Raw genomic sequence first — 25,953 nt, 5'->3', positions numbered from 1 at the left:
CGTTCCTTTCTACAGGTGAGTCAGCAACAGGTCCGGGTTCGCGAGCATCTCTGCGACAAATGAGAGGAATCTCGCGGCCTGCTCACCGGTCAGCACGCGGTGGTCGAACGTCAACGTCAGTGTCACGACGCTCCGCACTTCGATCTTGCGCTCGATCACCCACGGACGCTCGCTCACCGAGCCCAGGCAGAGGATGACGGCTTCTCCCGGATTGAGAAGCGGAATGCCGCCGTCGACGCCGAAGACTCCGACATTGGTGATCGTGACGGTGCCACCCGTCAGGTGACGGACGTCCGTCTTTCCCTCACGGGCAGCAACGGTCAGTTCGGTCACCGCGCGTGCGAGTTGGACCAGGCTCAGTGTCTCGGCGCTCTTGATGTTGGGCACGGACAGTCCACGTTCGGAGGCGACGGCGATGCCGAGATTCACGTCATCGTCGACGGCGGCGTCGCCGCGGGCCTCGTCCCAATGCGCGTTCACCATCGGGTGCGAGGCGATGGCGGCCACCATTGCCTTGGCAGCGAGTGTCAGCGGAGTGAGAGACAGTCCGGTGAACGCCTCCGAAGAACGGAGCCTGCCGAGCAGTTCCATCGAAGGCGTGATATCGGCGGTGAGGAAGACGCTGGCCTGCGGAGCGCGGACGCTGGCAACCATCGCCGACGCCATCTGTTTTCGTAGCCCGGACGAGGCCAGGCGTGTCGCGTTATCCGAAGGCGCCTGCACGGTAAGCGCGTCTGCGACGTCAGCTGCGGTGACGGCGCCGTCGAATCCGCTGCCGGTGATTTCGCTCAGTTCGATGCCGGCTTCGCGGGCCGCGCGCCGCGCCGCGGGTGTTGCGGGCTGTCGTTCGGTATTCGCCGCGGATTGCGAGGCGGGCGTGATCTTGCTCCGTCGGCGGCTCGGTCTCTCGGCCGCGGGTCCGTATCCGACCAGCACGCTCGGAGACTGTGAATCACTTGGAGACGGTGAATCTGCAGGCTCCTCGATACGGATGATCGGAGTACCCACCGGAACGGTAGTGCCAGGTTCGACGAGGAGTTCTCTGACAACGCCGACGTAGGGCGACGGCAGTTCGACAAGAGCTTTGGCTGTCTCTACCTGGGCGAGAACTTGATTGAGTGCCACCGTGTCGCCGACGCCGACCGTCCACTCGACCAGATCGGCGGACGTCAGGCCCTCGCCGAGATCCGGCAACCGGAATTCGTGCCCTGTACTCATGCTGCCAGCGTCCGGTCGAGTGCTGCGAGGATCCGGTCGGCGTCCGGAAGGTGAAATCGCTCGAGCTTGGCGGGCGGGTAGGGGATGTCGAATCCGGTGACCCGCAGGATCGGTGACTCCAGCTGATAGAAGCAGTGTTCCGCGACGTGTGCTGCGATTTCGGCGCCGACGCCGAGAAACTTCGGAGCCTCGTGGACGACGACCAGCCGGCCTGTCTTGTTCACCGACGCCTCGATCGTGTCGAAGTCGACGGGGGAGAGTGAACGCAGATCCACGACCTCCAGATCGTGGCCTTCTTCTTCGGCAATCCGCGCGGCCTCGAGTGCGGTGGCGACCATGGATCCGTACGCAACCACTGTCGCGTCGTCTCCAGGGCGAGCGACGCGGGCACGGTGGAGCGGAAGCTCGGGCGCGGCATCGGTATCCACGTCGGCGGTGTCCCAGTAGCGCCGTTTGGGTTCGAGGAATATCACCGGGTCGTCGCCGGCAATGGATTGGCGGATCATGTGAAAACCGTCGATCGGATTGCTCGGGTACACCACCCGCAGCCCTGCGGTGTGAGCGAAGTACGCTTCCGGCGACTCCGAATGATGTTCCACCGCGCCGATTCCGCCGCCACTGGGAATCCGAATCGTCAGTGGCGCAGAGGCAGCGCCTCGGGTGCGGTACTGGATCTTGGCCACCTGCGAGACGATCTGATCGAAAGCCGGGTAGACAAACCCGTCGAATTGAATTTCGCAGACAGGCCGATATCCGCGCAAGGCAAGACCGAAAGCTGTTCCCACGATCCCTGATTCGGCGAGGGGCATGTCGATCACCCGGGTGTCGCCGAAGTCCTTCTGCAGGGCGTCGGTAACCCGGAATACGCCGCCGAGACGGCCGACGTCCTCGCCCATGATGACAACGCGACGATCGTCTTCGAGTGCGCGTCGAAGGCCGGTGTTGAGCGCGGTCACCAGATTCATGACGGTCATGACGAAGCCCCTTCCAGGCTACGGAGATACGCCCGATGCTCTTCGCGTTCAGCGTCGATCAGTGGGTGTGCCTCGGCGTAGACGTGATCGAAGAGCGCTGACGGGGGCGGATCGGCGAGCGCGATGGTTGCGCGTCGCAGTCCAGCGGCGACGTCGTCGGCGGCTGCCGCGATGGTGCTGAGTTCGTTTTCTCCGAGAAGATCGCGACGGCCGAGGAGCAGACGCATTCGCTCGAGCGGATCGCGGCTTCTCCACTCCGACATATCCGTATCGGTGCGGTACCTGCTCGGATCGTCGGAGGTCGTGTGCGGGCCCATTCTGCAGGTGATCGCCTCGATGAACGTCGGGCCGCTGCCTTCGCGTGCGCGATTGAGCGCCGAGCGCGTCACGGCGAGCACGGCAAGGACGTCGTTACCGTCGACGCGGATCGCGGGGATGCCGTAACCGATTGCCCGATGTGAGATGGGCGTGCGTGACTGGAGGGATACCGGTTCACTGATTGCCCACTGGTTGTTCTGGCAGAAGAAGACAACGCCGACACGGAAACTGGCGGCAAATCCCATCGCCTCGGCGATGTCGCCCTGACTTGTGGCGCCGTCGCCGAAGTACGCGATCGTTGCGATCTCGGCGCCGTCCAGGTGTGCGCCGAGTGCGTATCCGGTGGCGTGCAGCCCTTGGGAGCCGACGACGATCGCCGGGTTGGTGACGTTGAATTGTTCTGGATCCCAACCGGAATGGGAGATTCCTCGCCACATGGTGGTCAGCAATTCGGGGGGAACACCCCGGCAGTACGCGACGGCATGTTCGCGGTAGCTGGTGAACGCGAAGTCGTCTGGGGCGAGCGCTCTCGCGGAACCGACCTGGGCGGCTTCTTGGCCTAGCATCGGAGCCCACAAACCGATTTCGCCTTGACGCTGCAGGGCAACAGCTTCGGTGTCGATGCGGCGACTCACGACGAGATCGCGATACAACGACAGCAGTTCGTCAGGCCCGATGTCTGTTATCAGGCGGTCGAATTCGGGACGGCACACTCGTGCGCCGTTCGGTTGGATGAGTTGGACCGGATAATCGAGGTTGTCGATCATCTTCGCTCACCTCGGTTTCTGCTCATGCCCGGCGCGCCTCGTGAGTACGCCGCACAATCCCGATGTGTCGTATGCAGTTGTCGCTCTACCATCAGGATCCCCCTGATTGGGAAATCCGCAAGTTTTTTCACTGCCGTATCAAGACCTGAACTGCGAACTGGCGAGTAACAAACGTGTCGGTACGGCCAACCGATCGGACTTCAACCGCTAGCATCGGTGCGGTGACTGCAGTCGGTTTGAACGAAGAAGCTGTTTCCGCGTGGATCGCCGAACTGGGGGTCGGCGCCACGACACCACTGACTTTCGAGAGGATCGGTAACGGGCAATCGAACCTGACCTACTCCGTGACGGATGCGGGCGGAGGACGGTGGGTACTGCGCAGACCTCCACTCGGCACGTTGTTGGCGTCCGCGCACGACGTCGTTCGCGAGCACCGCATCCTGTCCTCGCTCCAGGGAACCAAAGTGCCGGTTCCGAAGATCCTCGGCATCACGGAAGATCCGGAGATCACGGACGCTCCGCTGGTCCTCATGAGCTACATCGACGGCGTTGTGATCGACGGCGTTCCGGTGGCTCAGAAGTTGACCGAGGACGAGCGTCGCGCGGTCGGCTTGGCGATGCCCAAAACCCTCGCAAGCATCCACGGAGTTGACCTGGAAGAGACCGGGCTGGACGACCTGGCCAGCCGCAAGCCCTTTGCCGAGCGTCAGCTCAAGCGGTGGTCGGCGCAGTGGGAGAAGTCGAAGACCCGCGATGTTCCGGATGTCGACCGATTGGCCGAGATTCTGCACCGAAACATTCCGGAACAGAACGAAGTGACGTTGGTTCACGGCGACTTCCACCTCAACAACGTCATCACCGATCCGGCCGAGGGGCGCATCGTTGCCGTCGTCGACTGGGAGCTGTGCACGTTGGGGGAGCCGCTCGCGGATCTCGGTGCGCTACTCGCGTACTGGCCGGAAGCCGGTGACAAGGTTGCCGGTCCGTTCATGGCGTCCACGCTGGAAGGCTTCCCGAACCGTGACGAGCTGGTCGCTGCCTACGTCGAGGCGACTGGCCGCGACGTGTCAGCGGTCGGATACTGGCACGTACTCGCTCTGTGGAAGCTCTCGATCATCGCAGAGGGCGTGCTGCGACGCATTCTCGACGATCCGCGCAACAAGGCCGAGCATGGCGGCCCGACGGTCGCGCTGATCGACGGAATCGTTGCACGCGCCGTCTTGACGGCAGATCAGCTCGGCCTGAGCTAGTTTTCGGTCAAGGTCCCGGCTGCCGATCTGATGGCCGCCGGGATCTCCACCGGCTTACGGGTGTCGGCGTCGACGTAGACGTGCACGAAGCGCCCGGTCGCGGCAGGTTCCCAATGGCCGCTTTCGACCTCGTGGAATATCGCCAGGGCGTAGACGATGCTCTTGGTGCCGAGCTTCTCGACGGAGATACCCACCTGCAACTGCTCGGGGAACGACAGCTCGCTCAGGTACCGGCACGACGTCTCGGCGACGACGCCGATGGCAGGCAGGGTGCGGATGTCGGTTCCTGTGGAAGACATCAGCCAGGCGTTGACCGCGGTGTCGAAGTACGAGTAGTAGGTCACGTTGTTGACGTGGCCGTAGTGATCGTTGTCGTCCCACCGCGTCGGGACGGGCCAGAGAACGGGAAACTCGCTGATCGACGGGGGCGTCTGCGCTGTGCTCACGGCTTCGACTGTAGTGAGGACTTTCGCGAGAGTGGGGGCAGGGTGGTGCCCTGTAGGACTGCACGCACGATCAGCCCCACCAACAGTGCCCAGAATGCCGATCCGATTCCCAGGATACTGACCCCGGATGCGGCGATCAGAAACGTGACCACGGCGCCTTCACGTTCACTCGCCTCGCTCAGCGCCGACGTGAGGGCGCCGGCAAGCGTTGCCAGGAGCGCCAGTCCGGCAACAGTTTCCACGACTCCGGCCGGTGCGGCGGCTACCAGAGCGGCCACCGCGGCCGCGCCGGCAGCGAGAACGAGATACGCCCAGCCTGCGGTGAAGGCAGCGATCCATCGACGTTTGGGATCCGGATGTGCGGTGGGGGCGGCGGCCAGGGCTGCGCTGATCGCCGCGAGGTTGATCGCATGGCCACCGGCCGGTGCGCCGACGATGGTGCCGATACCCGTCACGATCATCGACGGTCGCCAGGGAACGGTGTATCCGAACGAATTCATCACGGCCACACCGGGAATGTTCTGCGAAGCCATCGTGACGATGTAGAGGGGAATCGCAATGCCGATCATTGCCTGCCAGGTCCACGACGGCGCGGTGAGATCGATGCGGGGAATCATGGCGCCGGCGTCGAGCACTCGATCCGACGTGACGAGGCTGATCCCGATCACGACCGCTGCGGTGAGGAACGCGAGCGGAACCGCCCATCGCTTGGAGAAGCGCTGCGCGGCAAGCCAAACCAGGATGACGGGCGCGACCGCTGCGGGGGCGTCCCGGACGGCGATGATCGGCGCCAGGCACAACGGCATCAGAACCCCGGCGAGCATCGCCTGCGCGAGGGGCGTCGGGATTGCCGAGATGATCCTTCCGAGCGTCGGCCACAGTCCGGTCAGAACAATCGCGATTCCGACGACGATGAATGCTCCGACCGCCGCCGGCCACCCACCCTCGACGGCTCCGGCGCCGGCGAGCAGAGCGGCACCGGGCGTCGACCAGGCCAGGGTGATCGGCATCCGATACCGGCGTGAGAGCCAGAGCATTCCCAACGCTTGGGTCACACACAGAACCAGCAGTCCGGACGCCGCCTCGGTCGCGTCCGCGCCGACAGCGGCGAGGCCGGTGAGGACCACCGCGAACGAACTGGTGAAGCCGACGAGGGCCGTGACGATGCCTGCACTCATTGGCTGCGAGTTGCTGCGAACGGCTTCCGGTTCGGTGGTATCTGTGGAGTCCGACATGGTCAGTGATTCTGCCCGACCCGCCCCCGACCCGATTTACCTGTCCGGTCGGATGGGTGAGGTGACCGCTTTGCCGTAGATGAGGTGCGTTTGGGCGCGCCAGACCTCGGGATGTGCGGCGAGGTGGTCGATCAATACCCGTTGTAGATGAGCGCTGTCACGGACCGCGACGTGGAGGAAGAAGTCCTCGGGCCCCGAGACGTTGAAGAGCGCAAGCGTTTCCGGCAGCGCTAGCGCGTCGGCGGTGAACCGGTCGACGAGGTCGCGGCGGTGTGGTCGCAATTGAACGGCGATGATCGCCTGCATCGACCGGCCAACGGCTGCCGGATCGACAACCGCATGGATGCCGCTGATCGTGCCGTTGGCGCGTAGGCGTCGTACGCGCTCGTGGCACGAGGACGTCGCCAAGCCGACTCGATCGGCCAACACCTTGTTGGTGATCGACGCGTCGTTCTGCAATTCGGCCAAAATCTTCCAGTCCACCGGATCCAGAGGCTCATTCTTCGTCATCTGCCGAACTATATCCGGAGTCGTTTTGAACTTCCCGGATCCAGTTGCACACTCCTGGCATGAACATGTGTCTCGAATCAGCTCGGGTGTGAGGTATTTCGGATGAGTGTCGGTCAATGGCTCGCTTTCGGCTCCCTGCTATCCATCGTCCTGTTCACGCCGGGACCGGATTTTGTCCTGATCCTGCGTCATTCTCTGGCAGATCGTCGGACCGGCGCGGTGGTGGCCGCCGGTGTGATTTCCGGGCTCTTCGTTCACACCGCTGCCGCGTCACTTGGTCTCTCCGCACTTGTGGCGACACGGCCGCAGTTGCTCTCCGCGCTCACATACGCCGGGGCGGCATATCTGACCTGGCTCGGCATCTCCGCGATTCGAAGTGCTTTCAAGGCCCGAGCCTCGGACGAGGGAATTCCGGCAGCGAAAGAACCGATCGCGGTCACCACAGCATTTCGCTACGGCTTCCTCTCGAACCTGCTGAACCCGAAGGCGCTGTTGTTCTTTCTCGGGCTACTCCCGCAATTCATCGAGCCGGGTGAAGGCGCAGGGCTGCGGACGTTGATGTTGGCGGGCGCGACGGTGGTCGCCGCGGCACTGTGGTGGGCGATCGTGGTGGTGTTGGCGGCCGGAGCCGGCAAGAAGCTGCGTCGCCCTGGCGTCGGCAAGCGAATCGACGTGGTGACGGGAGTGTTGTTGGTGGGCCTCGGTGCCTTCTTCGGGGTTGCATGAGTGGTCGTGTCAGGATGGGCTCATGACACTTCCCGTGCTGATCGACGTCGAAGAACTGTCCGCTCTCATCGAGGCCGGCGCTGCGCCGCGATTGCTCGATGTCCGATGGGCGCTGGGTGATTCGAACGGCGAGCAGCATTTTCGCGACGGCCATATTCCCGGTGCGGTATTCGTGAACCTCGACGAGGAACTTGCCTCGCCGCCGTCGCCGGGCAAGGGAAGGCATCCGCTGCCGAGTCTCGAAGACCTGCAGGCCGCGGCGCGTCGTTGGGGAATCGACGACGGTGATTCGGTGGTGCTTTACGACGCCACCGGCAACACGGCCTCTGCTCGTGGTTGGTGGCTGCTGCGGTGGGCCGGACTCTCGGATGTCCGACTGCTCGACGGCGGGCTGCAGGCCTGGGAGTCCGCAGGACTGCCGTTGGCGGCCGGTATCGGCGAGTCCGTCAGCCCGGGCGACGTGACTTTCACCGGCGGCAACATGCCGACTGTCGACATCGACGGTGTCGGCAACTGGACGAGCGAGGGCGGTGTCCTTCTCGACGCCCGAGCCGGGGAGCGGTACCGCGGCGAGGTCGAGCCGATGGATCCCGTCGCAGGGCACATCCCCGGTGCGGTGAACGCGCCGACCGCCGAGAACATCACCGGCGACGGGCGATTCCTGGATACGACCCACCTGCGTGAGCGATTCGCCGGACTGGGCGTCGGAGACAAGGTGGCGGTGTACTGCGGATCCGGAGTGACTGCAGCGCACGAGATCGCGGCGCTCGCGATCGCCGGTTACGACGCGACGCTGTTCCCGGGCTCGTGGTCACAGTGGTCCAACGACAGCACTCGCGCCGTCGACACCGGAGCCTGAGTCAGCTCTTGGTGCGATCGATGAATGACGGCACGAGAAACCACAGCGCCGTGAACATGATCGCGGCGCACGCTGCCAAAACCTTTGCGGCAACTCCGCCGACGGCGACCTCGGCGATCAACAGGACCGTGCCGGTCATGGAGGCGGCCAGAAAGGCTATGCCGCACAGGGCGAATCGGTTGGCGACGGGCAATATGTTCTCGCGGTGCCCACGGCGGAAAAGCATGCGATGCCAGACCGCGGGTGCCATCAGGAACCCGAACGAGATGGCAACAAGGATCACCGTCACCAAGTGGATGCCGCGGATGTACGCCGACGCTTCCTCGTAGCGTTCGGTGAATGCCACGGCCAGCAAGAAGGCAAACAGGATCTGAACACCAGAGAGCGCGACGCGCAGTTCTTGCAACAACTCGTTGAAGTTCCGCGCGAGTTGTTGAGGTGGAGTCTCCCCGGTCTCGTTCACGGCGACGTGGTTCCTACGCCCGTGAGTATTCCGACGCTCGCTGGATCTGCTCCGCGCTCGGGCGCACACCGGTGTAGAGAACGAACTGCTCGGCGGCCTGAAGGGCAATGACCGACGCTCCTGTGATCGCCGTTTTGCCGAGTTCGGTCGCCAACGCGATCAGTGGCGTCTTCGAAGGCATCGCGACGACGTCGAAGACGACATCGGCTGCGCGCACTGCGTGCTCGGGGAACGACAGTGCATCTGCTTCTGCGCCGCCGGACATACCGATCGGGGTGGCGTTGATCAGCACACCTGGACGAAGCTCACCGAGTTCGGCCTGCCAGTCGAAGCCGTACTGCTTCGCAAGCGATGACCCCACTTGCTGGTTGCGGGCGATCACGGTGACGTCGGTGAATCCGGTGTCGCGCACCGCGGCGACGACTGCTTTTGCCATGCCACCGCTGCCGGCGACAGCGACGGACAGGCTCGTGTCGACGTTGTTGTCACGCAGTAGATCGGCCACCGCCTGATAGTCGGTGTTGTAGGCGTGCAGCACTCCGGACTCGTTGACGATCGTGTTGACGGAGTCGATGGCGCTGGCCGAATCATGCATGACGTCGATGTGCTCGATGACCTGTTCCTTGAACGGCATCGACACCCCGCAGCCTCGAATCCCGAGTGCTCGGATGCCGCCGATCGCGGCTGGCACGTCTTCGGTGGTGAAGGCTTTGTAGACGAAGTTCAGGCCCAATTCCTCGTAGAGGTAATTGTGAAATCTGGTGCCGATGTTGCTCGGTCGCCCGGAGAGCGACATGCACAGGAGCGTGTCCTTGTTGAGGTCGACGGTCATCGTTCCCACTCTAATCGCGAGTTCGGCGTAGTTCTTGATGGAGGAGTGCACCCATCCGGATGGCCCGCAGCGCCGAATGTCGGGTATCCGATCGAAGCACCACTCGCACCGACAGAGCCGAGACGACATGGTCACACAGAACATCGACGAGCACCCGAGCACCGAATCTCGTCCACCGCGTCGTAGATGGGCTGCTCACGCGATCTCCGGGGTCTTGGCCGCGGCTGTCGTCCTGGGCGTCGGTGAACTGGTTGCGTTGCCGATCAACCCGGACGCGTCGCCCTTCTACGCGGTAGGTGCGACTACCGTCGACCGAACGCCGGCGTGGGCTCGCGAGTTCGCGATCGATACTTTCGGTACCAATGACAAGCCGGCGCTGTTCATCGGAATGTCGATCTTGATCGTTCTGCTCGGTGCGGTGGCCGGGCTCCTGGAACGGCGACGCCGCCCGATCGGCAGCGTCATTCTCGTTCTTCTGGGCGCGGTTGGTGTGTATGCGGCGATGCAGCGCCCGACTGCCGATGCGATGTACGTGTTCCCGACGCTGGTCGGTGTGGTGGCGGGCGTCGCAACCTTGCGGTTGCTGATCACACAACTCGAAGTGCCGCTCTCGCCGGGCGTCGCCGACTCGTGGTTGCCTCGTCGTCAGTTCCTTCTGCTGGCAGGTGCGGCGTTGGCAGTGGCTGCGGCAGCGGGTGCCGCCGGGAAGTTCGTGGGTCAGCGAATCGCCGGAGCAGTAGCGAATCGTGAAGACTTTGTCGTGCCCACCGCCGCTGACCCGGCGCCGCCGATCCCGGCGGGTGCGGATATCGCAATTGCGGGTGCGTCGACGTACATCACGCCCAACGACGACTTCTACCGAATCGACACGGCACTCCTCGTTCCGCAATTGACGACGGATTCGTGGGAGCTGCGGATTCACGGAATGGTGGACCGCGAGATGACGTTGTCGTTCGACGATCTGGTGGCGCGAACGCCCATCGAGCGGGTCATCACGCTGACGTGTGTCTCGAACGAGGTGGGCGGCGTTCTGGCCGGGAACGCGAAGTGGATCGGTTATCCCATGAAGGACCTGCTCGACGAAGTCGGTGTCCATCCCGACGCCGACATGCTCCTCTCGACCAGCGTCGACGGCTTCACAGTCGGCACCCCGGTCGAGATAGTCACCGACGGCCGTGACGCGATTCTCGCCGTGGCGATGAACGGTGAGCCGTTGCCGTTCGAGCACGGTTATCCCGTTCGGCAGGTGGTTCCGGGGCTGTACGGTTTCGTGTCCGCCACCAAGTGGGTGACGGAGTGGGAGTTGACGCGTTTCGACAAGGTCGAGGCCTATTGGACCCAGCGCGGTTGGGGTGCGCAGGCACCGATCAAGACGTCGTCGCGTATCGAGGTGCCGGCAGCTCTGGCTCCCATCGAGCCGGGCCAGGTGCTGGTGGCGGGAACGGCCTGGGCTCAGCATCGCGGGATCGAGAAGGTCGAGGTTCGCGTCGACAACGGTGAATGGCAACCGGCGACGCTGGCCCAGGAGTACTCGGTCGATACCTGGCGGCAATGGTCGTGGATGTGGGATGCAGGCTCAGGTTTGCACACCGTGCAGGTCAGAGCGACGGATTTGGACGGGAACGTTCAGGTGGAAGAGCGCACTCCGCCGATCCCCGGTGGAGCCACGGGATGGCACACCAGGTCGTTCACCGTGAAGTGACGTCGGAATCCGAATGAGGTTCGGTATACAGACGAACAACGCGCTGAGCCATCCATCCGGCGATCAGGGTTCGCAGGCCGAAGTCGAACGTGTCGTCGGTTCGCAGTGGGGTCGTAGCCTCGCGCGTGATCTCGCTCGGGTTGGAGGATTGAGTCCACGCGACATCCGGCGTCGAGAGTTTCACGACGGATCCGAGAACCAGACTGTCCAGCGTGGAGATTGCGTGACGAGTGTCGGTCGAATCGAAACCCCCGTCCGAAAATGCTTGAACCAGTGCAGTATCGATAGCAAAAGTTACCTCTGTGCGGACACTTCGTGTCATGAGCAGCGGGATGAGGCGCCAGTGCTCGACCGCAGCTCGGCGATAGGCCCACCCCCACGCGCTGATCCGTTCGCTCCACCCTGCCGGTGGGTGGGGGACAGAGATCGACGACATCACGCGGATGCGCATGAGTTCGACGATCTCGGATCGACCCGAAATATGTGTGTAGAGCGAAGACGGAGTCACGTTCAATTGCTTGGCGATCCCGGGCATGGTGAAGTCGCCGGTTGCGTCGACAGCATCCAGAGCCGCGTCGGTGATGTTTCGCGTGGACAGTATCGGCTGGGTGGGACGCGGCATCGATTCTCCTGGTGAGGGATTCGTCAGCAATCTCGGACTTCATCGAGTGATGACAACTCCTTGATTTCGGGAGCCGATATGCATCATACTAACCGAACCCTATTCGGTATGTCGGCGGAATCTTCCGGCGATCGGTACACGTCGGAGGAACATTCAATATGTCTGTCGTATGGCTGACCGGTGCAACGATCATCGACGGGACAGGCGCCGACCCGTTCGAGAACTGCGCTGTTGCTGTGGAAAACGGGCGGATCAGTGCACTCGGTGGCACGCCACCTGCGGGGGCGGAGGTGTTGGACTGCGCTGGGCTGACAATCACGCCCGGCCTCATCGACGCGCACGTTCATCTCGGTGGATCGAGCGATCTCGCACCGAGTCTGCGGCGTCAGATCTCGGTAGCCGAGCTCGCTGCAGACATGTTCGCGACCTGCGCATCGACCCTCGACGGGGGATTCACCACTGTTCGTGACTGCGGCGGAATCGACGGCGGACTGGCCGGAGTTGTCGCCTCGGGCAAGATTCCGGGTCCGCGGATCATTCAGTGCGGCCCGATCCAGTGCCAGACCGGTGGACACGGACACCTGGCGGCCGAGTGGGAGCCGACTTCGGACTGGTCCGATCACGACATCCCCGGATTGCGTTGTATGTCTCTGCTTTCCGACGGTCCGCACGAGATGCGAAAAAACGTTCGCGAGACGTTTCGCAGGGGTGCCGACTTCCTCAAACTGTGCGTCACCGGGGGAGTGGTATCGACTCACGACAAGCTCACCGATACCCAGTTCACGGTCGACGAGATCGAAGTTGCCGTCGAGGAAGCCAATGCGCGCGGTACCTATGTCACGGTGCATGCCCACAACAACGAGGGAATCCGAAACGCTGTCACTGCCGGGGCAAAATGCGTCGAGCACGGCTCCGATATCGACGACGAGACCGCCAAGTTGATGGCCGAGCACGACGTCGCCTTGGTGCCGACGTTGGCTGTGGTGCAGGCGCTCTCGGACAGTGCGGCGTCGGCGGGTCTGCCCGAATCGATTTCGGCTCGCATCGGAAAGATGATGCAGGGGCAGATCGACGGGCTCCTCGCCGCTCGAAATGCCGGGGTCAGAGTGGGGCTGGGATCCGACCTCATCGGTACCGATCAAACGGGCCGTGGGATGGAGTTGGTCCTGCGCGCGAAGGTCGAAACACCCATGGATGCACTGGTTTCCGCTACCCGGATCAACGCCGACATTCTCGGAATCGCCGACGAGGTCGGCACCATCGAAGTCGGTAAGTTCGCCGACCTCGTTGCCTTCCGCGGCAATCCGTTGACGGACCCGTCCATCTTCGCCGATCGTGAGCGCATCGCACTCGTCATTCAGAGCGGTCGAGTGGTGAAGGACGGCCGGTAGCTCAACAGCGAGTGGCGAGTTCTGTCAACGCCGAGTGATCCGCCCGGCTGACCGGTAAGCCGTAGGAAATCGCGACGGTCAAGTACTTGCCGGCGTAAAAGCATCGGTATGCAGGATTGGGCGGCAACCACTCACTGGGCGTGCTGTCGCCTTTCGACTGGTTGTCGGGGCCGTTGACGGCCAACAGGTTCAGTGACGTGTCGTTCGCGAACCTCATCCGAAGCGCGGGCGTCCAGGAGTTCGCGCCGAAGTCCCAAGCCGCGGCGAGTGCGAAGACGTGGTCGATCTGGACGGACTTGGCCTGGCTGCGTTCGAATTCGATGCGATCACCGGAGTACGGGTCGGTCATCGCGCCCGACAGTACGACGCAGTCACGTGTTCCCGGTTTGAACACCACGTCCGAGAGATCTTGGGCCAGAACGTTGTTGCGGGTATCGCACCCGTCGTGGCCACCTGGAGCGTCCTGGTCGTCGGACCACGCGGGGCCGAAGACGCAGGCCTCGCCGTTACCGCAGCCGCGCTGGTATCCACCCGGATGTGGTCGGGTGTCGACAATCGCTGTCCGGGACAGCAACTCTTCCAGTTCCGATCGCGTGGGGCTGCCAGGGGCCGACTCGAGGCGCTCGTCCCCGAACCATCCGCAGGACGCGACGAGACATACGAGCGCGAGCGTCGACAGGATCGCAGATAACCGTGCAACCACCTGTGCCCCCGCCCGTCGTAGACGGTGATTCAACGCCGTCCGTCGTAGACGGTGATTCAACGCCGTCCGTCGTAGACGTGATTGAACCATCGGGGGCCGACAGGAATCAGCCGAACTCGATCACTACTTTGCCGGCGGCATGGCCGTCTTCGACTGCAGCGAGCGCTTCCCCAGCGCGGGAGAATGGGTACCGCCCGGACACGGACGGGTCGAGGATCCCGTCGGCCACGAGCGCCGCGATCTCCGTGAATACTGCTGTAGTTCTTCGGCGTTCGACACCACCGCCGCCGAGTCGGATCGCAGCCAGAGGATCGGCGATGCTCAGGATCGGTGCGTCCGGTCGGGCGAGCTCAGCGCCGCGAGTGAGAGTGTCCCCGCCGACCAGGTCGAAAACCGCGTCCACTCCGACTGGGGACAACGCGGACACGTCGTCTGCGAAGCCGTCCCCCGACGCAACCCAACGTGCTCCCGCTTCCTCGATCGCGGTTCTCTTGGACTCGCTCGCGACACCGATCACGTTGATACTCCGCGCCAGTGCAAGCGCGATCGTGCTGCGACCAACGCCGCCGCCGGCGCCGAGCAGCAGGAGTGTCGCCCCGGGTTTCAGACCGAGATCGTGGAGTGCGTCGTAGGCCGTTCCTGCCGCAACCGTCAGCACTGCGGCATCGGCCCAGGACACGGTAGGCGGCGTGTGTGCTGTCGAGGAGACGTTGAGCAATGTCGACGCGGCGTAGCCGCCGAAGCCGGTCGCGGTAGCGCCGAACACTTCGTCGCCGACCTCGAACTCGGTGACCCGCGGACCTACTCCGATGACAACACCGGATACTTCGCGACCCAGAACCGCAGGCAGCGTCACCGGGACAGTGTCTTTTCGAGTACCCGCACGAACTTTCCAGTCAGCTGGGTTGACACCCGCCGCGCGGACCGAGACCAGCAGTTGGCCGGCACCCGGTGGGGGCAAGGTGACGTCGAAGTAGGACTGTGTGTCCGGTCCGCCGTACTCGGTGAAGCCGTATGCCGTCGTCATGCCTGCCAGCCTATTGCCCGGTAGGCCGGAAGTGGTGTCGGTGGCACCTGATTGGATGGTCGGATGCTGCATGGACTCTGGTCACCGGGATCGGGGCTCAAACTGTGGGTCGACGGGCACGACGGTGCCGGGACCGACGATCCCCGTGATCCGGTCAGTGCTGTCCTGCACCGCAAGTTCCGTCATCGTGCGAATGTCGCTATGCCGCCCGTACCTGGCGGGCCTTTGCAGAGTGAGTACGCAGCTGTTGCGTTGGCGCCGCCGGACGCAGTCGATCTCCTGCTGCGGTTCAAGGCCGACGATCAGCGAATTGCGGGAGACCTGCACTTTCTCGTACATGTGGCGCGAGGAATAGACCGGTGGGTGCGCGCCGGACGGGTGGTCCCCGCACTGACGCGGGCTGAAGGAAGTTGGTGGCCACGCTGGCAGTTGTCGGTGGGGGAACGCCAGCGCGCCTGGATCGGTGAACTGGTAGTGGCGATGCCGCCGGTGCAGCGGGCGGTCGGTTCGCCGAGGGCGACGATCGAAGACATCACGAACGAACTCACGGACCCGATCGTTCGTCGTGCTCTCGGGGACTCACATCCGGTGGTGCAGACCCCGCTGTGGCAGGCCGTGTTGTCCGGGGACGCTTTCGACGACGTGTCGGTACGAGCGGCCGAGGGACTCGCCGAATGGGGGTCGACGTTCACCGCCGGAGAGCCGGACTTGGTTCTGCGGCTGATCGAGCCTGAACTCGACGACAATTCCGATCCCGACGACGATGCGCTGTGGCGTCTGCAAGTGTGTTTGCGTCCTGAAGGTGAAGCGCCCGAACGTGTTCGACTGCACCGGGCAGATCCCAAACGTATCCAGCTCGGCAGCCGCAAACTCGAAGACGCAATCAAGGCTTACCCACGTTTTCGCGACGTGCCGCGTGACGAGGACAGCCTCGACCTGTTGCTGCCCACACCTGTCGTGATGGACCTGGTCGGACACGGCGCGATTGTCCTGCGAGAGCGAGGGATCACGCTGCTGCTTCCTCGCGCATGGAACGTGGTGTCTCCATCCCTGCGTGTGCGCGTGACCTCGGCGGCATCTCCGATCGTTGCGGAGAATCGTACGGTCGGTATGGACCAATTGCTGGAATACGATTGGGAATTGGCGCTCGGAGACAAGGTACTCACCGCCGAGGAAATGACCCGACTCGTCGATGCGAAGTCCGATCTGGTCCAGTTGCGCGGCGAGTGGGTTCAGGCGGACAAAGACGTCCTGGCCCGCGCGGCTCGTTTTGTCAGTCAGCGGCACGCGAGCGGGGACCGAGCGATCGTCGATCTGATCAAGGATTTGATCGCCGACGACCTCAAAGACCTGCCGGTCGAGGAAGTGAAGGCAACCGGATGGGCTTCGGCACTGCTCGACCAGTCGGTGGCTCCGCGGCAGGTCGCGGTACCGTCGACGGTCAACGCGACTTTGCGTCCGTATCAACGACGCGGTCTCGACTGGTTGGCGTACATGAGTGCTCTCGGGCTCGGCGCTGTTCTGGCCGACGACATGGGTCTGGGTAAGACGCTGCAACTGTTGGCGTTACTTGCGCACGAGAAGTCCAAGACAGCAACCCTTTTGGTGTGCCCGATGTCGGTTGTGGGTAACTGGCAGCGTGAATCGGCGCGATTCGTGCCGAGCTTGCGCGTCTACGTTCATCACGGTTCGGATCGCGCTACCGGGGCGGAGTTGGAACAGGCAGTTCGTGAGAGTGACCTCGTGATCACCACCTACGCGCTCATGACCCGCGACGTCGCGGCCCTCAAGGATCTCGACTGGCGGCGCGTAGTGCTCGACGAGGCTCAACACATCAAGAACGCCAAGACATCTCAGGCGAGAGCTGCTCGCAGCATCCCCGCGGATCATCGTGTTGCTCTGACCGGAACGCCGGTGGAGAACCGACTGGACGAGCTGCGGTCCATCCTCGATTTTGCCAATCGCGGTGTGCTCGGCTCGGAGCAGATGTTCCGCAAAAGGTTTGTCGTACCGATCGAGCGGGAAAAAGATCAGCTTGCCGTCTCGCGACTGCGAGCCGTCACGTCCCCCTTTGTGCTGCGGCGCGTGAAGACCGATCCCGCCGTGATCGCGGATCTCCCGGAGAAGTTGGAGATGACGGTTCGAGCGAATCTCAGCGAAGAGCAGGCCGCGTTGTACCGCGCCGTGGTGGACGAGATGATGGCGCAGATCAAGGGGACGGAAGGGATGAAGCGCAAGGGCGCCGTCCTGTCTGCGCTGACCAAACTCAAACAGGTGTGCAATCATCCCGCGCACTTCCTGCGCGACGGTTCGCCGGTGATGCGCCGCGGGCAACACCGTTCGGGAAAGCTCGGACTGGTCGAGGACATCGTCGAGTCGGTCATCGGCGACGACGAGAAGGTTCTGTTGTTCACACAGTTTCGTGAGTTCGGCGAATTGGTGGTGCCGTACCTGGCCGACCGGTTCACCACCGAAGTTCCGTTTCTCCACGGCGGAGTGTCGAAAGCCGGGCGCGACGCCATGGTCGAGGCATTCCAAGGTGAAGGCGGCCCGCCCATCATGGTGCTCTCGCTCAAAGCCGGCGGCACGGGTCTGAATCTCACGGCGGCCAACCATGTGGTTCACCTCGACAGATGGTGGAACCCGGCGGTAGAGAACCAGGCGACGGACCGTGTCTTCCGCATCGGTCAGAGAAAGAACGTTCAGGTACGCAAGATGGTGTGCGTCGGAACCTTGGAAGAGCGAATCGACACGATGATCGCGAGTAAAAGTGAACTCGCCGAACTTGCAGTCGGGACCGGTGAGAACTGGGTGACGGAGATGAGCGTCGAGCAATTGGACGAGTTGTTGCGACTCGGCGACGACGCGGTGGGCGAATGAGTCCGCGCGGCAAGGGCCCCGATTTCAGCGAGTACACCGGGCCTCGACGGCGAGCACCCGCGCCGGTCAAGCCTCGTCCAGCGTTCGGGAGGACGTTCTGGGGCAAGGCTTTTGTTCGGGTCGTCGAAGAGATCGGCGACAAACCTCGTGTCACGCGTGGGCGTACGTATGCGCGTTCGGGTCAGGTCTTGGCGCTCGACATCGAACCAGGAGTGGTGACGGCCGAGGTTCAGGGCAGCCAACTTCAACCGTTCGTTTCCACGCTGTCGATCGACACCCTTGACCAATCGGATATCGACGACATCATCACCAAGATCCGCCGCGTGCCGGGAAGTCTTGCCGCACTGGTGTCCGGCGTTGTCCCGGACATGCTTGCTGCTCAACTGATACCGGACGGCCCGTCGGCTTTTCGCTTCGACTGCACCTGCCCCGATGTCGGTTGGCCGTGCAAACACGCTGCGGCCGTGGCGTTCTTGACCGCGGAGCGAATCGACACCGATCCGCTCAGGTTGCTGAGACTTCGCGGGGTCGACCTGGAGCAGTTGATCGGGGGAGTGGAAGACGAGTCGACTGTTTCGGTGGACGTCGAGAATTGGTTCGGAATCGCGGCTGCCCTCCCTGCGCTACCGAAGGTGCCTTTTCGCGCGGCGATCGACGATCTGGATATCAGGCGGTTGCGCGAGGCGGTTGCGGCATTGGGATTGGACATGGCTCAGCAGAACGTCGCCTTGGACGAAATACGGTCCATCTACCGACGGTTGGACGGTTGAAATCGGACAACTCCGGACTGGTGCTAGTTTCCTGTCGTAAATTCCAGTATCGTTAATTGGACCGGTCCGGTCGGGACCTGCCTGCGATTTCAGGTCGTTGTCGTCGGCGAATAGACGACTATTCATTTCTCGGAGGGACAGTCGCTGTGATGCCCGTTCATTTGCGCGACAGCGCAATACCCAAACACGAACAGTTGCGCACCATTCTCCTGCGCAAGTGCACCCAAGAACTCCAGCCTGGCGACTTGATGACCAGCGAGCGAAACCTGATGCAGGACTACGGCGTCAGTCGGATCACCGTTCGCGAGGCAATCGGGCAACTGGTCAATGACGGACACCTCGTTCGCGTGCGTGGCAAGGGAACCTTCGTTGCGCACCGTGCTGTCCAATCCAAGCTGCACCTTGCATCCTTCACCGAGGAAATGCGCGCCCAGGGGCATCACCCCACGACAGTGGTCCTGGTCAGCGAACAGGGGCCGGTCCCCGAAAACACTGCTGCCGCACTGAATATGCGACCGGGTTCCGACGGTTACCACGTCAAGCGCTTGCGCCTTGCCGACGGCGAGCCGGTGAGCGTGGACGACGGCTGGTTCAATCCCGAACTGTTGCCGGGTTTGCTCGACATGGACTTGACGGGTTCGATCTATCGGGCAACCGCCGACAAGTACGACAAGCCGATCGATCGGGCAGAGCAGACAGTCAGTGCCGATGGTGCCAGTACGGAGATCGCGACTCTCCTGGGCACTCGTAAGGGCGCTCCGGTTCTGTACTTCGATCGAGTGTCGTTCAGCGAGATCGCACCGGTCGAGCACACTCGCAGTTGGTACCGATCCGACCGCTACCAGTTGCAGATGGAAGTCCAGGGCCAAGCGCGGCCCAAAACGCGCGGCGACCAATAGTCATCGTTCGAAGCGAAAGGGCGAGCACACCTTCCGGTGTGCTCGCCCTTTGCGTTACGCCGACCAGTCGAACAGAGTGTCGCCAGTGGCGACGTCCCCACCGACGGAAGGGGATTCGACGGTGTCCGGTTTGGAATCCATCACGACTACCGGGCAGATCGCCGAGTAACCGGTCGTGTCGATGTGCGCTGGATCGAAGCTGACAATGGGATCACCCGCATCGACGGTGTCACCCTCGGCGGCGATGAGGGTGAATCCGTCGCCTTCGAGCTTGACCGTGTCGATGCCGATATGGACCAGCACGCCGGTGGCTTTCTCGCCGAAGATCACGAACGCGTGGGGGTGAAGTTTCAGGATCTTTCCGCTGATCGGCGCCACGACCGTGAGCGGGCCCTGACCGCGAGCGGGTTCGATCGCGACGCCCGAGCCGACCATCTGCTGAGCGAACACCGGGTCCGGTACGTCAGTGAGTGCGACGACCCGACCGGGGAGTGGGGCGAGGACGACCGTCACAGGATGTCCTCGATGTCCTCGGCAAGGGTGTCGGCCTCGGGCCCGACGATGACCTGGACAACCGTTCCGGACTTGAGTACGCCGTGTGCGCCGGCAGCCTTGAGAGCGGACTCGTTCACCTTCGCTCCGTCCTTGACCTCGGTACGCAGGCGGGTGATGCAAGCCTCGATCTCGACGATGTTCTCTGCGCCGCCGAGGCCTTTGATGATTGCTTCCGCTTTCGACATTTGCTGCTCCTGATTGTCGGGTTGGTCGTGATCGTTGAACGGTCGTACAGGTGGGCTGACTAGTTGCTGGTCAAGGCTATCCCGGTTACGTATGTCACATTTGGGTGTTGACAACTCGCCTCCACCAGGTAAAACTACAACTGGTTATGACCGGACAGTACCCGTTGGAAGTCCGGCTCCACAACAGTTTCGACAAAACGGTTTCGGCCTCACTTCCGAGCAAGAACCGTGACCTGCATTTTCACGAAACCTGCACGTGTACGACACCCGAATTTCCAGAACCAGCGGCCGATCGCGACGCGGCCCGGCGAACGAAGAAGGTCCTTGATGACTCTCGAAGACACCCCGAAGAAGGAATCGAAAGTGTTCGCCGGGGTTCAACGCCTCGGCCGAAGCTTGATGCTTCCGATCGCCGTTCTGCCGGCTGCGGGAATCTTGCTCCGCCTCGGCCAGGACGACCTGCTCGGGCGATTCAGTTCGATGCACAGTGCTGCTGCAGTGATCTCTGCGGCAGGACAAGCAGTCTTCACGTGGCTGCCGCTGATCTTCGCCGTCGGTATCGCGATCGGCTGGGCCAAGAAGGCCGACGGATCGACTGCCTTGGCAGCCGTCGTCGGCTACATGGTGATCGACGGCGTGTTCAAGGCGATGTCGCCGATCGTCCTCGAAGGGAAGACGGACCCGAACGGGGATCAATCCCTGATCAACTACGGTGTGCTCGCCGGTATCGTGATGGGCTTGCTGTCGGCGATCTTGTGGCAGCGGTTCTATCGAACGAAGCTTCCCGATTATCTCGGGTTCTTCAACGGGCGCAGGCTCGTTCCCATCCTGACAGCGATCACCGGTCTTGTGGTCGGTGTCCTGATGGCATTCGTGTACCCCTTGTTCAACTCCGGCCTCAACTGGGTCGGTGAAGCAGTTGCTTCCAATACCGTTGTGGGCGGCGGCATTTACGGCGCAGCGAACCGCCTCCTGATCCCCACGGGCCTGCACCACATCTTGAACTCCGCCGTGTGGTTCCTGATCGGCGACTACCAGGACGCGAGCGGTCAGATCGTTCGCGGTGACCTCAACCGGTTCTTCGCCGGCGACCCCTCCGCCGGTACGTTCATGACCGGCTTCTTCCCGATCATGATGTTCGCCCTCCCCGCTGCAGCCTTCGCAATCTGGCGCAACGCCAAGCCTTCTCAGAAGAAGCTCGTCGGCGGCATCATGCTCTCCACCGGCCTGACCGCATTCCTCACCGGTATCACCGAGCCGCTCGAATTCTCCTTCATGTTCGTCGCGTGGCCCCTGTACGTCATCCACTCGCTCCTGACCGGAACGTCGATGGCCTTGGTCAATGCGCTGGGGATTCACGACGGATTCACGTTCTCCGCAGGCTTCTTCGACTACGTGTTGAACTTCGGCAAGGCAACCAACGCATGGATGTTGATCCCGATCGGACTCGGCTACGCCGTGATCTACTACTTCCTTTTCAGCTTCGTCATCAAGAAGTGGAATCTGCGCACGCCAGGACGAGAAGAAGAGGTCGAGGTGGCTGCAGGTGAGCCCGACCCAGCGCTGCTCGAGGCCGAACTGGCACTGGCTGCCGAAGGTGACAGCCGCACCGACGCCCCGCTCGTCGCCGAACTGGAAACCAAGCTCGACAAGGAACTGGAAGGACGCTGAACATGGCGATCGCAACCACGACAATCGGATCCCGCGTCGGACTCCACGCACGACCCGCAGCGCTCTTCGCGCGCGCCGCAGCCGATCTACCGGTAGACGTCACCATCGCGCTCGGCGACGGCGAACCCGTCGATGCCTCCAGCATGTTGTCTGTCATGACTCTCGGTGCAGCATTCGGGGATTCGGTGACCTTGCGTGCTGACGGTGACGGCGCCGACGCTGCGGTCGGTTCGCTCGCAGAGCTTCTCGCATCCGAACTGGACGAAGCCTGATGACGGCGAGTGTGGACAACCGCATCGCGGGTATCGGAGTGAGCGCGGGTTCGGTCTGCGCGCCGTGGTTGCGATTCTCCACGCCTGAGCCGACCTCGGCGTCGGACCCGATCACAGGCAGTCCCGAGGCGGAGCTGATCAGGATCCGTGAGGCACTGGACGCCGTCGCGGAGGAATTGCTCTCGCGTGCAAAGACAGTCGAGGGCGTCTCCGCGGAGATCCTGACGACGTCGGCTGCGATGGCGCGCGACGCGGGCATCGTGAAGGCGGCCAAGGCGAACCTGGAATCGGGGCTGCCGACCGCACACGCCGTCGCAGTTGCCTTCGACGCATTCTGTGAAAAGCTCACGGCGCTCGGTGGGTACATGGCCGAGCGGGCAACGGATTTGCGCGATCTCGGGCAGCGAGCCGTGGCCGTTCTTCGCGGGGAACCGATGCCCGGAATCCCCGCTCCCGGTCATCCGTACATCCTGGTGGCGCGCGACCTCGCTCCGGCGGATACAGCGACGTTGGGCACCAGTGACGTGGTCGGATTGTTGACTGCCGAAGGAGGTCCGACCAGCCACACCGCAATCTTGGCGAAGTCGCTCGGAATCCCGGCCGTGGTCAACTGCTCGGGAACCGATCTGCTGGCGGAGGGAAAACTTCTCATCCTCGACGGCACCACCGGGACGGTCACCATCGATCCCTCGGCAGAAATGCGCGAGCGCGCTGTCCTCGAAGCATCGTTCGTGGCAGAGCAGTCGGCTTCGGCACAGGGTCCAGGACGCACGCGTGACGGGTTCGCGGTGAGGTTGTCGGCCAACATCGGAACCCTCGAGGACGCCGCGCGGGCCGGAGCGGCGGATTGCGAGGGCGTCGGACTGTTCCGTACCGAATTCTCGTATCTCGGGCGTCACGACGCGCCGTCGGTGGAGGAGCAAGCACAGACGTACGCGTCGGTGCTCGGGCACTTCGCCGGACAGAAGGTGGTGGTCCGCACTCTCGATTCGGGTTCGGACAAGCCGTTGCCGTTTCTCGATCTCGGGGTCGAGGAGAATCCGGCCCTTGGTATCCGCGGGCTCCGTGTCGGCACGGTTTATCCCGACACGCTCATCAGCCAGCTCGACGCCCTCGCGGCGGCAGGCAATGCGACGGGTGCCGATCTGTGGGTCATGGCGCCGATGGTAGCTACGGCCGACGAGGCGAAAGACTTTGCAGAACTTGCGCGTTCGCGGGGGATCGGCAAGGTCGGAGCGATGATCGAGGTTCCAGCTGCAGCGTTGCGGGCGAAGGATATCCTCGAGCACCTCGATTTTGTCAGTATCGGTACCAATGATCTGAGCCAGTACACCTGCGCCGTGGATCGTATGGCCGGAGGCCTGGCGCAACTGCTCGATCCGTGGCAGCCGGCGGTCCTCGATCTGATCGCGATGGTCGGTCAGGCGGGCGCCGATGCCGGAAAACCTGTTGGTGTGTGCGGAGAATCCGCGTCTGACCCGCTGTTGGCTCCGGTTCTGGTCGGTTTGGGCGTGACGAGTCTGTCGATGTCGGTCCCGGCATTGGGCGCAGTTCGCGCGCAACTGGCCTCTCTCGATCTGGCGGTGTGCAAGGACATGGCCGCGGCGGCGCGGGGCGCGCGAAACCCGATCGAGGGTAGAGCGGCCGTCGCGCGGATTCGCGAGTCGGCATGAGTACATCAGGCTCGGCTGCTGTCGGCGATCCGATCGTATTGCGGGGAACTGTGATCGGATCTCCGGCCGGGAAGATTCACGACGGAGTCGTCGTCGTGGACGGCGAAAAGATCAGTTGGGTCGGCTCGGCTGCGGACTATGTGGCGTCCACACCCGTCGTCGTCATTCCGGAACGCACCGACGCGGTGATCATGCCCGGCTTGATCGATGTCCACAGCCACGGCGCCGCGGGTGCTGGTTTCCCGAACACCGACGCCGATGGAGCGAGCCGCGCGGCGGCGCACCATTGCGAGCACGGCACGACCGGAATGCTGGCCAGCCTGGTCTCCGCACCGCGCGCAGATCTGGTGCGACAAGCGACGATGCTCGCCGATCTGGTCGAACGCGGAGAACTTCTGGGTATCCACCTCGAGGGGCCGTTCATCAACGGCGTCCGCTGCGGTGCCCAGGATCCGGCGGCGATCATTCCCGGTGATCCGGATCTGCTCGAAGCCGTGTGTGACGCCGCGCGTGGGACCGTGCGGTCCATGACCTTGGCGCCCGAGACCGAGAATTTCGAAGAGTTGCTCGCGATCATGCGTCATCGCAACATCGTGCCGAGTTTCGGTCACACCGATGCCGACGCGGCAACGACGTCGGCGCGCATCGATGCTGCGGTGCACGGGGATTGGGCCGGACAGATCAGCGCGACCCACCTCTTCAACGGGATGCCGCCCCTGCACCATCGATCTCCGGGTCCCGTCGCGGCGTGCCTGGCGGCTGCCGCGAGAGGCGAGATGGTGGTGGAACTGATCGCAGACGGTGTGCATCTTGCACCCGAGACCGTGTCGATGGTCTTCGATGCTGTCGGACCGGACCAGATCGCCTTGGTCAGCGATTCGATGGCCGCTGCGGGAATGGACGACGGCGACTACCAACTCGGTGCGCTCGACGTCACCGTACAGGCGGGCGTCGCACGGCTCGCGACGACCGACGGCTCGGCCGGCGCGATCGCCGGAGGGACCGCGAGGTTGCTCGACGTCCTGCGCAGCACCGTCTTCGACGGCGGCGTCGCGCTGGAAGATGCTGTCGCAGCGGCAACTCGGAGCCCAGCGCATCTGCTGGGGCTCGGCGACCTGATCGGATCGCTGGCCGTGGGCTGCCGAGCCGACATCCTGGTCACCGATCGTCAATTGCGTCTGGGGCGTGTACTACTCGGCGGAAAAGCCGTCGGAAAGGAAAAATCATGGAAATCGTAATTCAGCCGACACCCGCGGAGGTCGACTCGACCGTCGCGGACATCGTCGAAGGCTACGTCAGAGCCGGGGCGACGACGCTCGGTCTCGCAACGGGGTCGTCGCCGATCGGAACCTATCGTGAACTGGCAGCGAGGCATCGCGACGCCGAACTCGACTTCTCGCTGGCTCGGGCATTCCTGCTCGACGAGTACCTGGGATTGCCGAAACGCCATCCGCAGTCGTACTACTCGGTGATTCGGTCGGAGTTCGTCGATCACGTCAACCTGGATCCCGCGATGGTGTCCAGTCCCAACGGTGAAGCGCCGTGCCCGGAGCAGGAGATCGCCCGGTACGACCAGAGCATCGCGGCGGCCGGGGGAGTGGACGTGCAGTTGCTCGGCATCGGTACCGACGGCCACATCGGCTTCAACGAGCCCGGATCGTCGTTGACCTCGAGAACCCGCGTGAAGACGCTGACCGAGCAGACCCGGATCGACAACGCACGCTTCTTCGACGGTGTGGACGACGTCCCACATCACGTGCTCACCCAGGGGCTCGGAACCATCAGCGATGCAAGGCATCTGGTGATGATCGCGACCGGAGAAGGCAAGGCTGACGCGATCGCCGCTGCCGTCGAAGGTCCGTTGTCTGCTTTCTGCCCGGCTTCGGTGATGCAATTGCATCGCCATGTCACCGTCGTCATCGACGAAGCTGCGGCCAGTTCACTCAAACTTGCCGACTACTACCGGTATGCGCTCGAACACAAGCCGTCGTGGCAGTCCTTCTGA

Annotated in this window: 26 protein-coding genes; 13 read left to right on the top strand and 13 right to left on the bottom strand. The window is 63.3% G+C overall.

Annotated features, from left to right (window positions below; genetic code table 11):
* Positions 1 to 9: 9 nt before the first annotated feature.
* Genes G9U53_RS29730 through pdhA form a run of 3 tightly spaced genes read right to left on the bottom strand, consistent with a single transcriptional unit; the run spans position 10 to position 3,277 of the window.
* The gene (locus G9U53_RS29730; protein ID WP_165639719.1) at positions 10 to 1,218 is read right to left on the bottom strand and encodes a dihydrolipoamide acetyltransferase family protein; all 1,209 of its coding nucleotides are present in this window, start codon (positions 1,216 to 1,218) and stop codon (positions 10 to 12) included.
* Complete coding sequence (locus tag G9U53_RS29725; RefSeq protein WP_054187321.1) at positions 1,215 to 2,192, bottom strand: alpha-ketoacid dehydrogenase subunit beta; 978 nt, start codon at positions 2,190 to 2,192, stop codon at positions 1,215 to 1,217. Before G9U53_RS29725 ends, G9U53_RS29730 begins: the two co-directional genes overlap by 4 nt.
* Positions 2,189 to 3,277, bottom strand: a complete 1,089-nt coding sequence (gene pdhA, locus G9U53_RS29720; RefSeq protein ID WP_007726109.1) for a pyruvate dehydrogenase (acetyl-transferring) E1 component subunit alpha — start codon at positions 3,275 to 3,277, stop codon at positions 2,189 to 2,191. The genes G9U53_RS29725 and pdhA overlap by 4 nt, the downstream gene beginning before the upstream one ends.
* Positions 3,278 to 3,498: 221 nt before the next feature.
* Here pdhA and G9U53_RS29715 point away from each other — a divergent pair, with 221 nt between their 5' ends.
* A complete protein-coding gene (locus tag G9U53_RS29715; RefSeq protein WP_003941376.1) occupies positions 3,499 to 4,527 on the top strand; it encodes a phosphotransferase family protein in 1,029 nt (342 codons plus the stop codon).
* On the opposite strand, the gene G9U53_RS29710 is transcribed toward G9U53_RS29715, so the two are convergent.
* From G9U53_RS29710 to G9U53_RS29700, 3 genes are read right to left on the bottom strand one after another with little or no spacing between them, the layout of a single operon-like run.
* Positions 4,524 to 4,973: a thioesterase family protein gene (locus G9U53_RS29710; protein WP_007726113.1), complete on the bottom strand. Its 450-nt coding sequence runs from the start codon at positions 4,971 to 4,973 to the stop codon at positions 4,524 to 4,526. The genes G9U53_RS29715 and G9U53_RS29710 overlap by 4 nt on opposite strands.
* Positions 4,970 to 6,208, bottom strand: a complete 1,239-nt coding sequence (locus tag G9U53_RS29705) for a benzoate/H(+) symporter BenE family transporter (protein ID WP_064112973.1) — start codon at positions 6,206 to 6,208, stop codon at positions 4,970 to 4,972. The genes G9U53_RS29710 and G9U53_RS29705 overlap by 4 nt, the downstream gene beginning before the upstream one ends.
* A 36-nt stretch (positions 6,209 to 6,244) precedes the next feature.
* Positions 6,245 to 6,718: an Lrp/AsnC family transcriptional regulator gene (locus G9U53_RS29700; RefSeq protein ID WP_165639718.1), complete on the bottom strand. Its 474-nt coding sequence runs from the start codon at positions 6,716 to 6,718 to the stop codon at positions 6,245 to 6,247.
* Between the two features lie 102 nt (positions 6,719 to 6,820).
* Here G9U53_RS29700 and G9U53_RS29695 point away from each other — a divergent pair, with 102 nt between their 5' ends.
* Both G9U53_RS29695 and G9U53_RS29690 read left to right on the top strand, forming a co-directional pair.
* Positions 6,821 to 7,444 (top strand): LysE family translocator, encoded by a 624-nt coding sequence (locus G9U53_RS29695; protein WP_003941342.1) that lies wholly within the window; start codon positions 6,821 to 6,823, stop codon positions 7,442 to 7,444.
* Positions 7,445 to 7,466: 22 nt separating this feature from the next.
* Positions 7,467 to 8,303, top strand: a complete 837-nt coding sequence (locus tag G9U53_RS29690; protein WP_003941325.1) for a sulfurtransferase — start codon at positions 7,467 to 7,469, stop codon at positions 8,301 to 8,303.
* 1 nt (position 8,304) lies between these two features.
* On the opposite strand, the gene G9U53_RS29685 is transcribed toward G9U53_RS29690, so the two are convergent.
* Both G9U53_RS29685 and G9U53_RS29680 read right to left on the bottom strand, forming a co-directional pair.
* Positions 8,305 to 8,766: a DUF6328 family protein gene (locus G9U53_RS29685; protein WP_003941357.1), complete on the bottom strand. Its 462-nt coding sequence runs from the start codon at positions 8,764 to 8,766 to the stop codon at positions 8,305 to 8,307.
* Between the two features lie 13 nt (positions 8,767 to 8,779).
* A complete protein-coding gene (locus G9U53_RS29680) occupies positions 8,780 to 9,598 on the bottom strand; it encodes a shikimate 5-dehydrogenase (protein WP_007726117.1) in 819 nt (272 codons plus the stop codon).
* Positions 9,599 to 9,725: 127 nt separating this feature from the next.
* On the opposite strand from G9U53_RS29680, the gene G9U53_RS29675 reads away from it, so the two are divergent.
* Positions 9,726 to 11,300 carry a molybdopterin-dependent oxidoreductase gene (locus G9U53_RS29675; protein ID WP_058227739.1) on the top strand — a complete coding sequence of 525 codons (1,575 nt, stop codon included), beginning with the start codon at positions 9,726 to 9,728 and terminating at the stop codon, positions 11,298 to 11,300.
* Here the strand turns inward: G9U53_RS29675 and G9U53_RS29670 are convergent.
* On the bottom strand, positions 11,287 to 11,922 hold the full coding sequence (locus G9U53_RS29670; protein ID WP_047270252.1) for a TetR/AcrR family transcriptional regulator C-terminal domain-containing protein: 636 nt from the start codon (positions 11,920 to 11,922) through the stop codon (positions 11,287 to 11,289). The two genes, G9U53_RS29675 and G9U53_RS29670, sit on opposite strands and share 14 nt — an antisense overlap.
* A 158-nt stretch (positions 11,923 to 12,080) precedes the next feature.
* Between G9U53_RS29670 and G9U53_RS29665 the strand changes: the two genes are divergently transcribed.
* On the top strand, positions 12,081 to 13,313 hold the full coding sequence (locus tag G9U53_RS29665; RefSeq protein ID WP_165639717.1) for an amidohydrolase family protein: 1,233 nt from the start codon (positions 12,081 to 12,083) through the stop codon (positions 13,311 to 13,313).
* 1 nt (position 13,314) lies between these two features.
* Here the strand turns inward: G9U53_RS29665 and G9U53_RS29660 are convergent, their stop codons facing one another.
* Both G9U53_RS29660 and G9U53_RS29655 read right to left on the bottom strand, forming a co-directional pair.
* Positions 13,315 to 14,016: an HNH endonuclease family protein gene (locus tag G9U53_RS29660; protein ID WP_083059489.1), complete on the bottom strand. Its 702-nt coding sequence runs from the start codon at positions 14,014 to 14,016 to the stop codon at positions 13,315 to 13,317.
* A 106-nt stretch (positions 14,017 to 14,122) separates the two neighbouring features.
* On the bottom strand, positions 14,123 to 15,043 hold the full coding sequence (locus G9U53_RS29655) for an NADP-dependent oxidoreductase (RefSeq protein WP_165639716.1): 921 nt from the start codon (positions 15,041 to 15,043) through the stop codon (positions 14,123 to 14,125).
* A gap of 63 nt (positions 15,044 to 15,106) precedes the next feature.
* Here G9U53_RS29655 and G9U53_RS29650 point away from each other — a divergent pair, with 63 nt between their 5' ends.
* From G9U53_RS29650 to G9U53_RS29640, 3 genes are all read left to right on the top strand, one after another.
* On the top strand, positions 15,107 to 17,923 hold the full coding sequence (locus tag G9U53_RS29650) for a DEAD/DEAH box helicase (RefSeq protein ID WP_165639715.1): 2,817 nt from the start codon (positions 15,107 to 15,109) through the stop codon (positions 17,921 to 17,923).
* Positions 17,920 to 18,693 (top strand): SWIM zinc finger family protein, encoded by a 774-nt coding sequence (locus tag G9U53_RS29645; RefSeq protein ID WP_047270178.1) that lies wholly within the window; start codon positions 17,920 to 17,922, stop codon positions 18,691 to 18,693. The genes G9U53_RS29650 and G9U53_RS29645 overlap by 4 nt, the downstream gene beginning before the upstream one ends.
* A 149-nt stretch (positions 18,694 to 18,842) precedes the next feature.
* On the top strand, positions 18,843 to 19,592 hold the full coding sequence (locus G9U53_RS29640; protein WP_007726130.1) for a GntR family transcriptional regulator: 750 nt from the start codon (positions 18,843 to 18,845) through the stop codon (positions 19,590 to 19,592).
* A gap of 54 nt (positions 19,593 to 19,646) precedes the next feature.
* On the opposite strand, the gene G9U53_RS29635 is transcribed toward G9U53_RS29640, so the two are convergent.
* Together G9U53_RS29635 and G9U53_RS29630 are read right to left on the bottom strand one after the other, a co-directional pair.
* Complete coding sequence (locus tag G9U53_RS29635; protein WP_064075266.1) at positions 19,647 to 20,105, bottom strand: glucose PTS transporter subunit IIA; 459 nt, start codon at positions 20,103 to 20,105, stop codon at positions 19,647 to 19,649.
* Entirely contained in the window at positions 20,102 to 20,332 is a 231-nt protein-coding gene (locus tag G9U53_RS29630; protein WP_064075265.1) for a PTS glucose/sucrose transporter subunit IIB, read from the bottom strand. The genes G9U53_RS29635 and G9U53_RS29630 overlap by 4 nt, the downstream gene beginning before the upstream one ends.
* A 327-nt stretch (positions 20,333 to 20,659) precedes the next feature.
* Here G9U53_RS29630 and G9U53_RS29625 point away from each other — a divergent pair, with 327 nt between their 5' ends.
* From G9U53_RS29625 to nagB, 5 genes are read left to right on the top strand one after another with little or no spacing between them, the layout of a single operon-like run.
* On the top strand, positions 20,660 to 22,003 hold the full coding sequence (locus G9U53_RS29625) for a PTS transporter subunit EIIC (RefSeq protein WP_064075264.1): 1,344 nt from the start codon (positions 20,660 to 20,662) through the stop codon (positions 22,001 to 22,003).
* Between the two features lie 2 nt (positions 22,004 to 22,005).
* Complete coding sequence (locus G9U53_RS29620) at positions 22,006 to 22,275, top strand: HPr family phosphocarrier protein (protein WP_003941322.1); 270 nt, start codon at positions 22,006 to 22,008, stop codon at positions 22,273 to 22,275.
* A complete protein-coding gene (ptsP, locus tag G9U53_RS29615; RefSeq protein WP_064075263.1) occupies positions 22,275 to 23,948 on the top strand; it encodes a phosphoenolpyruvate--protein phosphotransferase in 1,674 nt (557 codons plus the stop codon). The genes G9U53_RS29620 and ptsP overlap by 1 nt, the downstream gene beginning before the upstream one ends.
* Complete coding sequence (locus tag G9U53_RS29610; RefSeq protein WP_165639714.1) at positions 23,945 to 25,186, top strand: amidohydrolase family protein; 1,242 nt, start codon at positions 23,945 to 23,947, stop codon at positions 25,184 to 25,186. The genes ptsP and G9U53_RS29610 overlap by 4 nt, the downstream gene beginning before the upstream one ends.
* Entirely contained in the window at positions 25,174 to 25,953 is a 780-nt protein-coding gene (nagB, locus tag G9U53_RS29605) for a glucosamine-6-phosphate deaminase (protein WP_007726140.1), read from the top strand. Before G9U53_RS29610 ends, nagB begins: the two co-directional genes overlap by 13 nt.

It is taken from the genome of Rhodococcus sp. D-46 (assembly GCF_011290655.1).
In the GTDB taxonomy this organism is placed as follows: domain Bacteria; phylum Actinomycetota; class Actinomycetes; order Mycobacteriales; family Mycobacteriaceae; genus Rhodococcus_F; species Rhodococcus_F qingshengii.
Note: the sequence above shows the minus strand (reverse complement) of the source record. Positions and strands in the feature narration are given on the sequence as shown.

Excerpts from the sequence above, each read along its gene's own strand:
- G9U53_RS29610 (WP_165639714.1), top strand. The coding sequence starts at position 23,945 with ATGAGTACATCAGGCTCGGCTGCTGTCGGCGATCCGATCGTATTGCGG.
- G9U53_RS29655 (WP_165639716.1), bottom strand. The coding sequence starts at position 15,043 with ATGACGACGGCATACGGCTTCACCGAGTACGGCGGACCGGACACACAG.
- G9U53_RS29650 (WP_165639715.1), top strand. The coding sequence starts at position 15,107 with ATGCTGCATGGACTCTGGTCACCGGGATCGGGGCTCAAACTGTGGGTC.
- G9U53_RS29630 (WP_064075265.1), bottom strand. The coding sequence starts at position 20,332 with ATGTCGAAAGCGGAAGCAATCATCAAAGGCCTCGGCGGCGCAGAGAAC.
- nagB (WP_007726140.1), top strand. The coding sequence starts at position 25,174 with ATGGAAATCGTAATTCAGCCGACACCCGCGGAGGTCGACTCGACCGTC.
- G9U53_RS29675 (WP_058227739.1), top strand. The coding sequence starts at position 9,726 with ATGGTCACACAGAACATCGACGAGCACCCGAGCACCGAATCTCGTCCA.
- G9U53_RS29700 (WP_165639718.1), bottom strand. The coding sequence starts at position 6,718 with ATGACGAAGAATGAGCCTCTGGATCCGGTGGACTGGAAGATTTTGGCC.
- G9U53_RS29625 (WP_064075264.1), top strand. The coding sequence starts at position 20,660 with ATGACTCTCGAAGACACCCCGAAGAAGGAATCGAAAGTGTTCGCCGGG.
- ptsP (WP_064075263.1), top strand. The coding sequence starts at position 22,275 with ATGACGGCGAGTGTGGACAACCGCATCGCGGGTATCGGAGTGAGCGCG.
- G9U53_RS29670 (WP_047270252.1), bottom strand. The coding sequence starts at position 11,922 with ATGCCGCGTCCCACCCAGCCGATACTGTCCACGCGAAACATCACCGAC.
- G9U53_RS29665 (WP_165639717.1), top strand. The coding sequence starts at position 12,081 with ATGTCTGTCGTATGGCTGACCGGTGCAACGATCATCGACGGGACAGGC.
- G9U53_RS29730 (WP_165639719.1), bottom strand. The coding sequence starts at position 1,218 with ATGAGTACAGGGCACGAATTCCGGTTGCCGGATCTCGGCGAGGGCCTG.
- G9U53_RS29725 (WP_054187321.1), bottom strand. The coding sequence starts at position 2,192 with ATGACCGTCATGAATCTGGTGACCGCGCTCAACACCGGCCTTCGACGC.
- G9U53_RS29705 (WP_064112973.1), bottom strand. The coding sequence starts at position 6,208 with ATGTCGGACTCCACAGATACCACCGAACCGGAAGCCGTTCGCAGCAAC.
- pdhA (WP_007726109.1), bottom strand. The coding sequence starts at position 3,277 with ATGATCGACAACCTCGATTATCCGGTCCAACTCATCCAACCGAACGGC.
- G9U53_RS29640 (WP_007726130.1), top strand. The coding sequence starts at position 18,843 with ATGCCCGTTCATTTGCGCGACAGCGCAATACCCAAACACGAACAGTTG.
- G9U53_RS29695 (WP_003941342.1), top strand. The coding sequence starts at position 6,821 with ATGAGTGTCGGTCAATGGCTCGCTTTCGGCTCCCTGCTATCCATCGTC.
- G9U53_RS29620 (WP_003941322.1), top strand. The coding sequence starts at position 22,006 with ATGGCGATCGCAACCACGACAATCGGATCCCGCGTCGGACTCCACGCA.
- G9U53_RS29680 (WP_007726117.1), bottom strand. The coding sequence starts at position 9,598 with ATGACCGTCGACCTCAACAAGGACACGCTCCTGTGCATGTCGCTCTCC.
- G9U53_RS29690 (WP_003941325.1), top strand. The coding sequence starts at position 7,467 with ATGACACTTCCCGTGCTGATCGACGTCGAAGAACTGTCCGCTCTCATC.
- G9U53_RS29645 (WP_047270178.1), top strand. The coding sequence starts at position 17,920 with ATGAGTCCGCGCGGCAAGGGCCCCGATTTCAGCGAGTACACCGGGCCT.